Origin of the sequence: Cobetia sp. ICG0124, assembly GCF_004006355.1 — a bacterium.
GTDB classification, from domain to species: Bacteria; Pseudomonadota; Gammaproteobacteria; order Pseudomonadales; family Halomonadaceae; genus Cobetia; species Cobetia marina.
Window position 1 is genome coordinate 1,358,471 of record NZ_CP024893.1, and the last position, 13,762, is coordinate 1,372,232.

Sequence of the window (13,762 nt, forward strand, 5' to 3'; positions counted from 1 at the left end):
AGAGTGATCAGTCGACACGTGCGTCTGATGGGGTTTCCGAGATCACTATAGGGGGCTTGAGATGACTGATCAAACAAATATTGACAACTTTGGATGATCAATAAGTCTAGTGTCGGAAGCGAAAATGGCACTCATCACCATGGCTGACCGGCATGGCACGCGAAGGACGTCGTGGGGCACGCGCCTTTTTGACCGTCAAGGAGATGACATGGAAGCGACATGGCGCTGGTTCGGTCCCGAGGATCCCATCACGCTCGAGGAAATTCGTCAGACTGGCGCGACAGGTATCGTCACGGCGCTGCATGAGATACCCAATGGCGAGGTCTGGCCGTTGGCCGCCATTCGCGAGCGCAAGGCGCAGATCGAGGCGGCCGGTCTCAGGTGGTCGGTGGTCGAGAGCATTCCGGTGCATGAGAGCATCAAGCAGGCAGCGCCCGGCAGTGATCGCCATATCGCCAATTACCAGCAGTCGCTGCGCCATCTGGCGGAGTGCGGCATCACCACGGTGTGCTACAACTTCATGCCGGTACTGGACTGGACGCGCACCGATCTCGCCTGGCAGCTGCCGGAAGGTGGCACGGCCCTGCGCTTCGATCAGGATGCCTTCGCAGCCTTTGATCTCTATCTGCTGGAGCGCCCCGGTGCCGAGCGCGAATACACCAGCGAGGAGCAGCAGGCCGCGCGGCAGCATCTCGAAACACTGGATGATGCCGGTCGCGAGAGGCTGATCCGCACCATCATTGCAGGACTGCCCGGTGCAGAAGAGGGCTACAGCCTGGCGGAATTCCGCGCCGCACTGGCAGCCTATGACGGAATTGACGCCGCGCGCCTGCGCCAGCATCTGGCCACCTTCCTCAAGGCCATCGTGCCGGTGGCGGAAGAGGTCGGCATTCGACTGGCCATTCACCCCGATGATCCGCCACGGCCGATGTTTGGCCTGCCGCGCGTGGTCTCGAGCATGGTGGATGCCGACTGGCTGCTGGGTGTCGTGCCCAGCCCGGCCAATGGCCTGACATTCTGTACCGGCTCCTACGGTGCCAATCCGGATATTGATCTCAGCATCATGGCGCGCCGCTTTGCCTCTCACATCCACTTCGCTCATCTCAGAGCCACCGGGCGTGACAGCGAGGACAAGCGCTCCTTCCATGAAGCACAGCATCTCGAGGGGGATCTGGACATGGTGGAGATCATCCGTGTGCTGGTGGCAGAAGAGCGCCGCCGCCTGGCGTCTGGTGGAGCCCCCCTGCCGATGCGCCCGGACCATGGCCACCACATCCTGGACGATGCACGCCGCGAGACCCGCCCGGGGTACCCGCTGTATGGGCGCATGAAAGGGCTGGCGGAAATCCGTGGCCTCGAGATGGCGATCCAAAGACTGGCGCTAGACGAAATCAGGGGCGATCAGGCGCGGGATCGCAAGCACGAATTCCGGGAACAGGATCATCAACACGATCACGGCCAGCATCACGCCCAGGTACAGCATGGTGGTCGCCATGGCCTTGAGCAGGGGGATGCCGCCGATCTTGGCGGAAATCATCAGACATAGGCCGTAGGGCGGCGTGATCAGCCCCAGGCCCAGCGCCATGACGCCGATGACACCGAACTGCACGGGGTGCACGCCTGCCGCCATCGCCAGCGGGTAGAAGATGGGTGCCATGATCGCCATCGCGGGCAGGGCGTCCATGAAGGTGCCGATCACCAGCAGCACGATGGTCATCACGATGAGCAGCACGGTCGGGTCCGTGATGCTGACGCCCGCCATCAGCTTCGGCGGAATCTGATAGAAGCTGATCAGATACCCGAAGATGGCCGCGCCCACCAGACTGAACAGCGACAGCGAGCACAGCCTGACGGTGTCGGTGGAGGCATTGAGCAGCTTGGTGAGATCCAGCTCGCGATAGATCACGAAGCCCAGCACCAGTGCGTAGACCACCGCGATCACCGCGGCTTCGGTCGGCGTCACGATGCCCAGGGTGATGCCGCCGATGATCACGATCGGAATCCCTGAGGCCAGCAGACCATCCTTGCCGGAGCTTGCCAGCTCCTTGAGGGTGGCACGCTTGCGTACCGGCACGTTGTAGCGGCGCACGTAGCGGGTATTGAGCAGCAGCTGAGCCACGCCGATCATCACGCCGGGCAGAATGCCGCCGAGAAACAGGCCGGCGATCGACGTGTTGGTCAGCGCACCCCAGACGATCATGTTGATCGACGGCGGGATGATGGTGCCCATCACGGAGGACGCGGCAGTGACCGCGACGGCGAAGCTGACCGGATAGCCTTCGCGCTTCATGGCCGGAATCAGTACCGTGCCCACGCCGGCACTGTCAGCGGTGGAGGAGCCGGAGACCCCGGCGAACAGCATGCTGACCAGCACATTGACGTGAGCCAGCGCACCACGGAAGTGGCCGACCAGTCGCATGCACAGCGTGATCAGGCGGTCGGTGATCCTCGCGGCATTCATCAGGTTGCCGGCGAGCAGGAACAGCGGCACGGCCAGCAGCACGAAGGAATCCATGCCGTTGTACATGCGCTGGAACATGATCCAGTAGGTCAGACGCGGGTCCAGCAGGATCAGCGTGGTCGCCGTCAGCACCAATGCCATGGCGATGGGAATGCCGATCACGATCAGGATGCCCAGCACGCCGAACAGCAGCCAGGGCATCAGGTAGAGCCAGTCCATTGGCATCATGGCAGTGTTCTCCGGTCAGTGGCGTCATGCGCATGGCCGGCGATGACGGGGGACAGGACGGCCTGCGTCTCCTCCGGCGTCGCCAGTTCTTCCGCCTCGTTGGGCGTATTGAGTGCCGCCTCCATGGCGGTCATGCCGTAGAGCCAGGCATGCAAGAGTCGCTGCAGACTGAACAGCACGATGAAGACGCCACTGACGGTGAACACCGAATAGACGTAGATCATCGACAGCCCCGAGGCCATGGCACTGCGGCGCAAGCCCGACAGCGCGAAGTCCTTGCCGTGGACGATGAACAGTACCCCCAGCAGCAGGCAGGCGAGATCACGGATCCAGCGCGTGACGAGGTCGGCGCGACTGCCGCGAGGGAAGGCTTCGAGCACGAAGTGATCGGCATGCAGCACCCCGACGGCGGTGCCCAGCATCACCATCCACTGGAAGGCGAAGCGGCTGAATTCCTCGGTCCAGAACAGGCGAGGCAGGAAGGCCAGGTTGCGACTGGCGATCTGATAGATGATGAAGACGATGAAGCTTGCCAGCAGCACCAGCAAGACGAGATAGAGCAGACGTTCGAGCGTCCGGTTCAGGCGTGAGAGCCCTGCGAGCACAGAAGGCATGGCACTGTCCTCTCAAGAAGAGTGCGAGGGAAGGGCGCCCCGCCTGACATGCCTTATCTGACGGCGCGTACCTTGTCGTAGATGTCCTGCAGACCCATCTCGGCGATCACTTCCTTGAGCGGCTCGGCGACGATCTCCTGCATGCGCTCACGGTCGATCTCATGCAGCTTGGCACCCTGCTTCTCCAGCTCCGCGAGGGCTGCCGCGTCCTGCTCCAGCTGCACCTTGCGGGCGTAGGCCGCCGCTTCGTGCGCGGATTCCATCAATGTCTGCTGTTGCTGCTCATCCAGGTTGTCCCAGGACATCTTGGACATGGTCAGCAGGCGCACGGTGATGTCGTGCTCGGACAGCGCGATGTTGGGGGCGACTTCGTGGAAGCGCATGCGCAGTGTCCATTCCGGCTCATTGAGCAGGCCGTGGATCGCGCCCAGCTGGATGGCGGTGTAGATCTCCTTCCAGGCCACCACGCTCGGTTCGACCCCGAGTGCCTGCCAGGCGACGATCAACGGCTTGGTCGGATTGGTGCGCAGCTTGAGGCCCTTAAGGTCATCGAGTGAGGTGACTTCGCGCGAGCTGACGATGTGACGCTTGCCGCCACCGAAATAGGCCAGCACCTTCACATCGGTCTCGTCACTGATCTTCTGGGCGATTTCTTCCCCGACCTCGCCATCCAGCACCTTCTGCCAGTGGTCGACATCGCGATACAGGAACGGGATGGTGAACACGTTGGCGGTGGGCGAGAAATCCGTGATCAGCCCGGGGCTGACGATGGACATGTCCAGCGCGCCGGCCATCTGCTGCTCGAACATCTCGGTTTCATGGCCCAGTACCGAGTTGCCCATGATGGTCATGGTGATGTCGCCATCGGTCTTCTCGGCGAGCAGGTCTCGCAGGCGCTCGGCGCCGAGCTGGTAGGCGGTATCTTCGGTGCCGGCGTGGCCGAAGCGCAGCTCCATTGCCTGGGCGCTGGCCGAGAAGCCGAGCGTGGCGCCCAGCAGGGTGCCGGTGGTGGCCGCGACGGCCAGCCCCTTGCTCAGCCCTCTGGACAGTCGGGTGCCCACAGGTGAGCGCTGGGAAATGGCAGGGGTGGACGTAGTTGGATTGATCCAATTCAGCATGATGGCGTTTTCCTTGGCGTTGTTTGTTGTTGTGCCTTGCGTCTTTCTGTCTTTCCGTCTTGCAGTTTTGGCGTCAGTCCGGGCGAGGCATCTCGACGATGGCGTCGTCAGGACTCCCGCAGGAGCGGCGTATCTTGAGTTCCGGCGGCATGATGACGCTTTCTCGCTCGCCGCCGGGATTGGCGATCCGTCGCAATGCCAGTCGCGCCGCCTGCTCCCCGATGGCGTAGGGGTGCGTGGCGATACTGGTCAGGGGCGGGTCGCCCAGTTCGGCTTCCTCGACATCATCGGTGCCGATCACGGCACAGTCGCGACCGGGTTCCAGCCCCATCTGGCGCAGGCCCAGCATGGCACCGAAGGCCACGAGGTCGTTGTGGCAGACCACGGCCGTCGGGCGAGGGCTTTCCTGCATCAGGGTCTTGATCAGCTCATGGCCGACGCGCCGCGTCACGCCATTGCCGCGCACCAGGCGGCGATAGCTCAGGCCGTGATGATCCAGCGCGGCCTGATAACCCAGCCAGCGGTCATGACTGACCGAGTGGTCCGCGCCGCCGATGAAGGCGATGCGCTGATGGCCCAGGCTGACGAGGTGATTGACGGCCATCTCGGCCACGCGCCGGAAATCGGTACCGGCGTAATCGAAGGGCGGGGCGTCCAGATAGCGCATCACCTGGATGCAGGGCATGCCCCAGTCGGCCAGTTGATGGATCAGGTTCGGGTCTGAGTGTTCGGCGGGGCACAGCAACAGGCCATCGACACGATGTTCACGCATGCGCTCGATGAAGCGCTGCTGACGCTCAGGGGAATCCTCGCTGTTGGCGAGAAATGACACATAGCCTTCCTGATGCAGGGCGGCATCGATCCCCGCGACCATGGAGCCGAAGAAGGGGTTGGCGATGTCATAGACCACCACGCCCAGGGTCGCGGTGCGGCTGCCGCGCATGGCGGCGGCGCCACGGTTGTAGACGTAGCCCAGTGTCTTGATGGAGTCCTGGACCTTCTCGCGGGTGCGTTTCGCCACCAGCGGGCTTTCGCGCAGCACCAGCGAGACCGTGCTGCGCGAGACCTTGGCATGTGCCGCGATATCCTGAAGCGTGATGCTGCTCGAGGCGCTCTGTGATGACGGGACCTGTGATGACGGGGCCTGCGATGACACCGGTCTACCGGCGCGTCCAGCTGGCTTCATTGACCGCACTCAGCGGCGATTTCCCCGCCAGTGCCAACAGCAGGTTGTCCAGCGCACGTTGCGCCATGGCGCGGCGTGTCTCGTGGGTGGCAGAGCCGATGTGCGGCAGCGCCACGACCTGTGGCAGGCGCGTCAGCGGTGAACTTGCCGGAAGCGGCTCCTGCTCGAAGACATCCAGCCCGGCGCCGCGGATACCGCCACGCTCGAGACACTCGATCAAGGCCGCTTCATCGATGACACGCCCGCGGGCGATGTTGATCAGGATGGCGCTGGCGGGCATCAGTTCCAGCTCGCGTCTGCCGATCAGGCGTTCGGTCTGCTCGCTGAGCGGGACGGTGACGCAGACGAAATCGCTGGTCTTGAGCAAGGTGTCCAGTTCGACGCGGCTCGCGCCCAGTTCGCTCTCCAGCGCAGGCTTGGGGGAAGCATTCGAGTACTGGACCCGCATGCCGAAGCCGAGTGCACCGCGCCGCGCGATCGCCGCGCCGATACGGCCCATGCCCACCATGCCGAGTGTCTTGCCGTGCACGTCCGTACCGAAGTGAGGCGGTGTGAGGCCATGTGTCCATTGGCCGTCGCGCACCATGTTGGCCAGCTCCACCGCGCGTCGTGCCGTGGCCATGATCAACAGGAAGCCGACATCGGCAGTGGTCTCGGTCAGCACGTCCGGGGTGTTGCACAGCAGGATGCCGCGCGCGTCCATCGCCTCAAGCGGGTAGTTGTCATAGCCCACGGAGACCGTGCAGATCACCCGCAGAGCGGGGGCGGCATCCAGCAGCGCTTCCGTGATCCTGTGTCCAGAGCAGATGAGTCCGTGGGCATCGTGCAGGGCGTCGTGCAGTGCCGCATCCAGCGCCTCGGCGCTGTCATGCCCCTCCAGCAGCACGACGTCATGCCGCTCGCGCAGGGTGGCCATCTGCTCATCATCCAGCGCCTTGAGCACCACGACCTTGCGGCGGGTCACGCACTCGTCAGCGTCACTTGTCATATGGCTGCTACCTCGGGCCGAGTAGTGCTGTGCATGCATCCTTGCCTCCTTGAGAGCGTGGGCGATGAACTGACCTGACGGCATCACCCGCTTCGAGCGCCTTGAGCGTCGCGCGATCCGGCAGGCCCTCCATGTCCCCCCGCACCTGAACGGCACGGCTGCCGAGCAGATTGGCGCGATGCATGGCGTCTTTCGGCGAGAGCCCTTCAAGCAGTGCGCTGACGACACCTACCGCAAAGGCATCGCCTGCCCCCACGGTATCGACGACCTTGTCGACCCTCAGACCCGGGACGCTGAAGGCGGCTTCCTGGCCGCCGATCATCCCGCGGTAATAGCTGCCCTCAGGGCCCAGCTTGATGATGACGGCCTTGGCGCCTTGCTCGAGATAGTGGCCGGCGATGGCCTCAGGCGTCTTCTGGCCGGTCAGTCGCTCGCCTTCCGCAAGCCCCGGCAACACCCAGTCGGCGCGGCTTGCCAGCTGATTGAGGGTGTCGCGCATCTCCTGCTCGCTTGACCACAGGGTAGGGCGCAGATTGGGGTCGAAGGAGATGCTGGCACCGGACTGGCGGGCCTGTTCGAAGAGATGGAACGATAGTTCACGACAGCTGGGGGAGATGGCTGGCGGAATGCCGGTGGCATGCAGGTGACGCAGGGCGCTGAAGTCGATGCCATCGGCGTCACTGGCATTCATGCGGCTGGCGGCGCTGCCCTGACGGAAATACTCGACATGCGGATCTTCCCCCTGGCTGGCGCGTGCCTTGAACATCAGGCCGGTAGGGGCATCGCCGTCGCGGGTCAGGTGGCGACAGTCCAGCCCGTTGTCTTCCAGGGTCTGGCGCAGATAGCGCCCGAGGCTGTCGTCGCCCACGCGGCTCAGCCAGCCGACATGAAATCCCAGCCGGGCGAGGCCGATGGCCACGTTGGTATCGGCGCCGGCGATGCGTCGCTCGTAGTGCGAGACCTGTGCAAGATCGCCCTCGCTTTCGGCGACCAGCAGCGCCATGGCTTCGCCAAAGGCGAGGATTTCCAGTGGCGAGGAAGAAGAGAATGAGTATGGCGTCGATGACGCGTTGGCTTGCTCAGACATCATGGCGTGTCCTGTGTAGTTGGAGCCGTTCCTTGTGCTTGTCCTGCATGACGACACGGCTGGCGAAGCCGCGCCGTCATGGAAATGGTGCCGTCACGCAGGGTCGGGCTCAGCAGTGCCTCAGGCAGATCCTGATAGCACACCGGACGCAGGAAGCGTTCGATGGCCGCGCTGCCCACCGAGGTGGTGCGGCTGTCAGAGGTTGCCGGCCAGGGGCCACCGTGGACCATCGCCTGACAGACTTCGACACCCGTCGGCCAGCCATTGGCGAGAATGCGACCGGCGCGACGCTCGAGCACCGGCATCAGGGTGCGGGCGGCGTCGATGATCGGCATCGTCCAGGTGCAGGGTGGCGGTCAGCTGGCCTTCCAGGTGCTCTGCAGACCTGCACGCATCTCGTCCAGATCCGCGACAGGCGATGACCAGCGAGCTGGCACCGAAGACTTCTTCCTGCAATGCGGATTCACTGGCAAGGAAGTCGCTCGCCGGTGGTGCGGAACAGCGCGGTCTGACACGGACTTGCGTTGTCGCCATCCAGTGCGCCGCTGCGCAGACTTCCTGATACCTGGGGCAGGGCGGAGAGCTTCTCCACGCCACCCCGGCATAGGCATCGTGGATGCCCGGCGTCAGCATCGTCTGGCACGGCACTGGCCGCGACATTGTCGGGACGGCGGTCTTGAGGAAGCGCTCCAGCGCTTCGCCTTCGAGGGCCAGCACCAGTCCCGGGTTGGTGCAGAACTGGCCGGCGCCCATGTTGAGCGAGGCGATGAAGGCCTGTCCCAGCCCTTCGGCACGGGCTTCCAGCGCGGCCGGCATCAGCAGTACCGGGTTGATGCTGCTCATCTCGGCGTAGACCGGGATCGGCTGAGGACGTGCCTGGGCGGTCTTGAGCAGTGCGGTACCGCCACTGCGTGATCCGGTGAAGCCCACGGCCTGAATGCGCGGGATCATTGACCAGTGCCTGACCCAGGGTGTTGCCGCTGCCGTAGAGCAGCGAGAAGACGCCTTCCGGCAGGTTGACAACGCTGTCACGGCACGCTGGATGGCGCCGACCGACCAGCTCGGACGTCCCCGGGTGAGCGGAGTGTGCCTTGACGATGACCGGGCAGCCAGCCGCCAGTGCCGAGGCGGTATCGCCACCGGCCACCGAGAAGGCCAGCGGGAAGTTGCTGGCCCCGAAGACGGCGACAGGGCCGAGGCCGATGCGACGCTGGCGCAGGTCGGCGCGCGGCATCGGGCTGCGTTCCGGCATGGCCGGGTCGATGCGCACATCCAGCCACTCACCGGCGACGCACGACGCCATGGCGAACAGGCGCAGCTGACCGCAGGTACGGCCACGTTCCCCTTCCAGACGAGCCCGCGGCAGGCCGGTTTCCTGAAGGGCGCGCTCGGTGATCTGCTCGCCGATGGCCTCGATTTCCTCGGCGATGGTCTCGAGGAAGGCGGCGCGGGTTTCAGGCATCCGTTTCCCGGAAGCCGTCAAAGGCGTCGTGTGCCAGCTGGCAGGCCAGCTCCACCTCACGGGCACCACCGGCCGGATAGCCCGGCGCCAGGCGCTCACCGTTGGCAGGATTGATGGCGTGTACCGGCTTGCCGTCGGCCAGCAGACTCTGCGCTGTCCGATGATCTGGTGGCCGCGCAGTGTCGTCTGATCGGAAGGTGACATAAGGCGTCTCTCTTTTCGTGGGGCGTTCTTTTCGTGGGGGCGGTATGCCTCACGGGCACATCTGGCCGCCATTGATGTCGATCACCTGGCCCGTGATGTAGCCACTGGTGGCGTGGGAGGCGAGGAACAGGAAGGTCGGTGCACATTCCTCGGAGGTGCCGAAGCGGCCCATGGCGATGCTGCCGGCGATCTTGGCACGCAGCTCTTCGCTCTTGTCGGCGTGGAAGACGGTATCGATGGTGCCCGGCGACACGATGTTGAAGCGCACGTTGTCCTTGGTGAATTCCTTCACCCAGTTGCGGTGCAGGTTGTGCAGCATGGCCTTGGTGCCGCCGTACAGGGAGGCGCCGAGACCACCGCCCTCGCGACCCGCGATGGAGCCGGTGCTGATGACGCTGGCGGTGGTGCCGGAATCCTTGGCGGAGGCCTTCAGATGCGGCATGGCATATTTGGTCGTCATGATCGCGGAGCGCAGGTTCAGGTCCATCACCAGGTCGAAGGCGGCATCATCCAGGCTCTCGAGTCCGGCACGCACGCCCAGGCCACCAGCGTTGTTGACGAGCACGTCCATGCCGCCGAAGGCCTTGGTGAAGTCCTCGACCAGGGCGGCGCAGCCTTCGCTGGTGGACAGGTCGCGTGCGAAATATTCAAAGCGGGCACCGGTGGCTTCCATCTGGGCGATGGCGTCGCGAGCGGCGTCATCCTGCTGGCGGCTGTTGATGCCGACCACTGCCCCTTCACGGGCGAAGGCCACGGCGGCTGCCAGACCAATACCCTTGGTGGAGCCGGTGATGAGGACTTTCTTCTGCTTGAGATCGGTGAACATGTGGGATTCCTGACGGTGGAAAGCCGTACGCTCTTGGAGGCGGCATGGCGAATGAAAGGTGGAGGAAGTTGCGGCGAGCATTGGCTCCCTCTCGGCACGAGTCACCTTAGCCCAGGCAGACACGATCGACAAACAAATAATTACAACTGGCGAGTAGTGCTTTAGTGCAGTTCATTGCGGCCATTGGATAAGGGTCTCGCTAGCCCGGTTCGGCTATCCTAGAGGTAGATCCCGTCAGACCCCCACGACAGCCAACCCTTACCTCCCTCCTGATGCTCATTTTTGGATTGGTCTAAAGTTCAAGTTGTCATAACTTGTAAAATTCGTGCATCCCGCTGACACTGATCTCAGTGCCTGGGGCAGCCAACGCCAACCTTCATGACGGCTGTCCCACGCTGCAATGCCGCAACAGACATAGCCACGCAACGCCTCCATAACAAGACAACGAGAGAGTCTTCGCCATGCGTAAATTGTCACAAGTCCTCTGCGCCTCCGTGCTGACCCTGTCCGCTTCCGCGGTGATGGCAGCCGACTATCCCTACAAGCCCATCACGCTGATCGTGCCATGGTCTGCCGGTGGTGGCAGCGATGCGGTCGGCCGTCAGCTGGCGGCGGGTCTTCAGGAAGAGCTCGGTCAGCCTGTCAATGTGGTCAACAAGACCGGCGGTTCCGGGGTGGTGGGTCACATGTCCATGAAGATGGCGCGCCCCGACGGTTACACCCTGGGGCTTGGCACCGCAGAGATTGCCACCTACCAGCATATCGGTACCGCGCAGCTGTCCTATGAGGACTTCACGCCCATCGCGCTGCTGAATCTGGATTACGCCTCCTTCACGGTGAACGCCGATTCCGAGTGGAAGACCCTGGATGATGCGCTGTCGGCGCTGAAGGCCAATCCGAGCGATTACACCGTCTCCGGCTCCGCGCCCGGGGCTGCCTATCATCTGTCCTTCGCCGGCTTCCTGGATCAGCAGGGCATCAATCCGAATGACGTGACACTGGTGCCCAGTGAAGGTGCCGCGCCGGGTCTGCAGGAGCTGGCAGCCGGTGGTGTGGATATCGTGTTCTCCTCGCTTCCGGAAATCGAGTCCATGCGCAAGTCCGGACGCGTCAAGGCGCTGGCGGTGCTGGCCAATGATCGCGTCGATTCCTTCGAGGATGTGCCTTCTGCCAAGGAGCTGACCGGCTCCGAGTGGAGCCAGGGCTCCTGGCGTGGCCTGGTCGGGCCGAAGGGGCTGCCGGAAGAGGTGACCGCACGCCTGTCGGAAGCCACCGAGAAGGTCTGGAAGTCCGAGCAGTTCCAGGACTTCATGTCCGGTCGCGGTTACGGCACCGTCTGGGAAGATGCCGAAGGTTTCCGTGCCTTCATGAAAGATCAGGATGAGAAGAACGCTGCCACCATCGAAAAGCTGGGCCTGGCCAACTGAACGCGCGGGTCGCCGTGAGCGTCTGCCATTCAGCGTGTTCGACCGTTTCTTCCTGAGTCTTCATGAGTAACCGCACATGCGTACCAACGACAAGGTCACGGGTGTGGTGACGGCAGCCTTTGGGGCTGCCGTCATATATGCCTCCCTCGACTTGAAGAACCTGCCGCGCCAGGAATATGGGGCCGGTACCTTTCCCACGGTCATCGGCGCACTGCTGATGCTGTTCGGAGCCATCCTGCTCGTCCGTGGGCTGCGCAATCGTGAAGTCTGGTTTGCCTGGCAGCACCCTGTGCCGCTGATCACCTTCATCATGACATTGGCGGCCATCTGCGCCTCCATCGTGGCCTATATCTACCTGACGCCAGTCATCGGTTTCCCGGTGGTGTCCTTCGTGCTGCTCACGTTGCTGCTCTATGCCTTCCATCATCGTCGCTGGTTGCCTGCCGGGGGTATCGCGCTGGTGGCCACGGGAGTGATCTGGGAAGTCTTCGGGCAATTGCTGCACGTTCCGCTTGAGCTGGGCCTGCTGGAAAAGGTGATCTACTGATGAGTGACTTACTGCAAGCCGCCACGATGGTGTTCACGTGGGAAGTGATGCTGATCATTCTGGCAGCCTCCCTCTTCGGGCTCTTCATGGGCGCCATCCCTGGCCTGACGGCCACCATGGCCACGGCACTGCTGGTGCCGGTCACCTTCTTCATGGAGCCGCTGCCGGCCATCGCCGCCATCGTGTCCGCGACTGCCATGGCCATCGTGGCCGGCGACATTCCCGGGGCGTTATTGAGGATTCCCGGCACACCAGCCTCGGCGGTCTATACCGAGGAAGCCTATGCGATGGGCAAGCAGGGCAAGGTCGGGCTGGCACTGGGGCTGAACGTGACCTGCTCGATGATCGGTGGGGTGATCGGGGTGCTGATCCTGGCCTTCTTCGCGCCGCGCATTGCCGAGTTCGCCATCCAGTTCACCAGTGACGAATATTTCTGGCTGGCGCTGCTGGGGCTTTCCTGCGCGATCCTCGTCTCCGGCAGTGACCCGCTCAAGGGCGGGATCTCGATGCTGGCGGGTCTGGTCATCGCGATGGTGGGCATGGACAGCGTCTCGGGTCAGATGCGTTTCACCTTCGGCAACTATGACCTGCTGGCCGGTATCTCCATTCTGCCGGTGCTGATCGGACTGTTCGCGATTTCCGAGCTGATCCGTCGCATGCCGGAAACCCGCAATACCGCGCCGCTGGTGCCGCCCGTCATCAAGCGTCCCTTCGAAGGCGTTGGCGCAGCGCTCTGGAAATACAAGGGCGGTGTCGTTCGCGGCGGTGCCCTGGGGACCGTGATCGGGGCCTTGCCGGGCGCCGGTGCCGATATCGCGTCCTGGATCAGCTACGCCGTGAGTCGCAAGCTCTCCAAGACACCGGAGAAGTTCGGCAAGGGACATCCGGAAGGCCTGGTCTCGGCCAGTTCCGCCAACAATGCCTCGTTGTCCGGTGCCTATATTCCGGCCCTGGTCTTCGGGATCCCGGGGGATACGGTCACGGCGATCATCATCGGCGTCCTGATGACCAAGGGCATCACGCCGGGTCCTGACGTCTTCGTCGACCAGGCGCCGTTGGTCAATGCCATCTTCATGGTCTTCGTGCTGGCCAATCTGCTGCTGTTGCCACTGGGCTTCATGGCGATTCGCGGGGCGCGACACATCCTGTCGATTCCCACCGGTATCCTGTTCCCGCTGATCCTGATGTTCTGCATCGTCGGGGCGTTCGCAGCCAACAATGCGATGTTCGATATCTGGATCATGCTCGGTATCGGCCTGGTGGGCTTCTTCATGGCCGAGAACGACTTCCCCGTCGGGCCGATGATTCTGGCGGTGATTCTGGGGCCGATCGTCGAGAGCAACTTCATGCGCTCGATTCTCAAGTCCAATGGGGATCTGACGGCCTTCGTGGATCGTCCCATCGCCATGGTGCTGGCGATTGCCGCAGTGGCGGTCTGGACCATGATCATCGTCAACGGGGTGAAAGCAGGGCGTCGAGTACCGCAGACACCGGCATCGGAGCTCCCTCAGGATGCCTGAGCTGCCCCGTAGCCTTTCCTCATGCGGCAGGGTTTCCGGTAGAATCGCACACCATCTGACATGCCTGAAGGTGGACCAAGAGTGATGAGAAAGG

General features: G+C 63.4%; 10 protein-coding genes and 2 pseudogenes. 4 read left to right on the top strand and 8 right to left on the bottom strand.

Going from position 1 to position 13,762, the window contains the following annotated elements; genetic code table 11:
- Positions 1–208: 208 nt before the first annotated feature.
- A complete protein-coding gene (gene uxuA / locus CU110_RS06240) occupies positions 209–1,546 on the top strand; it encodes a mannonate dehydratase (RefSeq protein ID WP_127734978.1) in 1,338 nt (445 codons plus the stop codon).
- Here uxuA and CU110_RS06245 read toward each other — a convergent pair.
- The 8 genes and pseudogenes from CU110_RS06245 to CU110_RS06280 all read right to left on the bottom strand — a co-directional run.
- Positions 1,469–2,689, bottom strand: a pseudogene (locus tag CU110_RS06245) (TRAP transporter large permease); the annotation flags it as partial. The gene uxuA and the pseudogene CU110_RS06245 overlap by 78 nt on opposite strands.
- Positions 2,686–3,303, bottom strand: a complete 618-nt coding sequence (locus tag CU110_RS06250) for a TRAP transporter small permease subunit (protein ID WP_077377595.1) — start codon at positions 3,301–3,303, stop codon at positions 2,686–2,688. The pseudogene CU110_RS06245 and the gene CU110_RS06250, both read right to left, overlap by 4 nt.
- A gap of 53 nt (positions 3,304–3,356) precedes the next feature.
- On the bottom strand, positions 3,357–4,421 hold the full coding sequence (locus CU110_RS06255) for a TRAP transporter substrate-binding protein (protein ID WP_084208373.1): 1,065 nt from the start codon (positions 4,419–4,421) through the stop codon (positions 3,357–3,359).
- Between the two features lie 73 nt (positions 4,422–4,494).
- Positions 4,495–5,577, bottom strand: coding sequence for a LacI family DNA-binding transcriptional regulator (locus CU110_RS06260; protein WP_240665498.1), 1,083 nt, complete (start codon positions 5,575–5,577; stop codon positions 4,495–4,497).
- Positions 5,578–5,581: 4 nt separating this feature from the next.
- A complete protein-coding gene (locus CU110_RS06265; RefSeq protein ID WP_084209670.1) occupies positions 5,582–6,595 on the bottom strand; it encodes a D-glycerate dehydrogenase in 1,014 nt (337 codons plus the stop codon).
- A 7-nt stretch (positions 6,596–6,602) separates the two neighbouring features.
- Positions 6,603–7,682 (bottom strand): sugar kinase, encoded by a 1,080-nt coding sequence (locus tag CU110_RS06270; protein WP_127736755.1) that lies wholly within the window; start codon positions 7,680–7,682, stop codon positions 6,603–6,605.
- Positions 7,682–9,348 (bottom strand): annotated as a pseudogene (locus CU110_RS06275) (aldehyde dehydrogenase (NADP(+))). The gene CU110_RS06270 and the pseudogene CU110_RS06275 overlap by 1 nt, the downstream one beginning before the upstream one ends.
- 49 nt (positions 9,349–9,397) lie before the next feature.
- Complete coding sequence (locus CU110_RS06280) at positions 9,398–10,174, bottom strand: SDR family oxidoreductase (RefSeq protein ID WP_054557138.1); 777 nt, start codon at positions 10,172–10,174, stop codon at positions 9,398–9,400.
- A gap of 461 nt (positions 10,175–10,635) precedes the next feature.
- Here CU110_RS06280 and CU110_RS06285 point away from each other — a divergent pair, with 461 nt between their 5' ends.
- The 3 genes from CU110_RS06285 (at position 10,636) to CU110_RS06295 (ending at position 13,668) form a co-directional block, all read left to right on the top strand.
- Positions 10,636–11,601, top strand: a complete 966-nt coding sequence (locus CU110_RS06285) for a tripartite tricarboxylate transporter substrate binding protein (RefSeq protein WP_084208376.1) — start codon at positions 10,636–10,638, stop codon at positions 11,599–11,601.
- A 76-nt stretch (positions 11,602–11,677) separates the two neighbouring features.
- The gene (locus CU110_RS06290) at positions 11,678–12,148 is read left to right on the top strand and encodes a tripartite tricarboxylate transporter TctB family protein (protein WP_084208377.1); all 471 of its coding nucleotides are present in this window, start codon (positions 11,678–11,680) and stop codon (positions 12,146–12,148) included.
- Complete coding sequence (locus CU110_RS06295) at positions 12,148–13,668, top strand: tripartite tricarboxylate transporter permease (RefSeq protein ID WP_240499699.1); 1,521 nt, start codon at positions 12,148–12,150, stop codon at positions 13,666–13,668. Before CU110_RS06290 ends, CU110_RS06295 begins: the two co-directional genes overlap by 1 nt.
- The last annotated feature ends 94 nt before the right edge of the window (positions 13,669–13,762 follow it).

Excerpts from the sequence above, each read along its gene's own strand:
- CU110_RS06280 (WP_054557138.1), bottom strand. The coding sequence starts at position 10,174 with ATGTTCACCGATCTCAAGCAGAAGAAAGTCCTCATCACCGGCTCCACC.
- CU110_RS06290 (WP_084208377.1), top strand. The coding sequence starts at position 11,678 with ATGCGTACCAACGACAAGGTCACGGGTGTGGTGACGGCAGCCTTTGGG.
- CU110_RS06295 (WP_240499699.1), top strand. The coding sequence starts at position 12,148 with ATGAGTGACTTACTGCAAGCCGCCACGATGGTGTTCACGTGGGAAGTG.
- CU110_RS06285 (WP_084208376.1), top strand. The coding sequence starts at position 10,636 with ATGCGTAAATTGTCACAAGTCCTCTGCGCCTCCGTGCTGACCCTGTCC.
- uxuA (WP_127734978.1), top strand. The coding sequence starts at position 209 with ATGGAAGCGACATGGCGCTGGTTCGGTCCCGAGGATCCCATCACGCTC.
- CU110_RS06255 (WP_084208373.1), bottom strand. The coding sequence starts at position 4,421 with ATGCTGAATTGGATCAATCCAACTACGTCCACCCCTGCCATTTCCCAG.
- CU110_RS06250 (WP_077377595.1), bottom strand. The coding sequence starts at position 3,303 with ATGCCTTCTGTGCTCGCAGGGCTCTCACGCCTGAACCGGACGCTCGAA.
- CU110_RS06265 (WP_084209670.1), bottom strand. The coding sequence starts at position 6,595 with ATGACAAGTGACGCTGACGAGTGCGTGACCCGCCGCAAGGTCGTGGTG.
- CU110_RS06270 (WP_127736755.1), bottom strand. The coding sequence starts at position 7,682 with ATGTCTGAGCAAGCCAACGCGTCATCGACGCCATACTCATTCTCTTCT.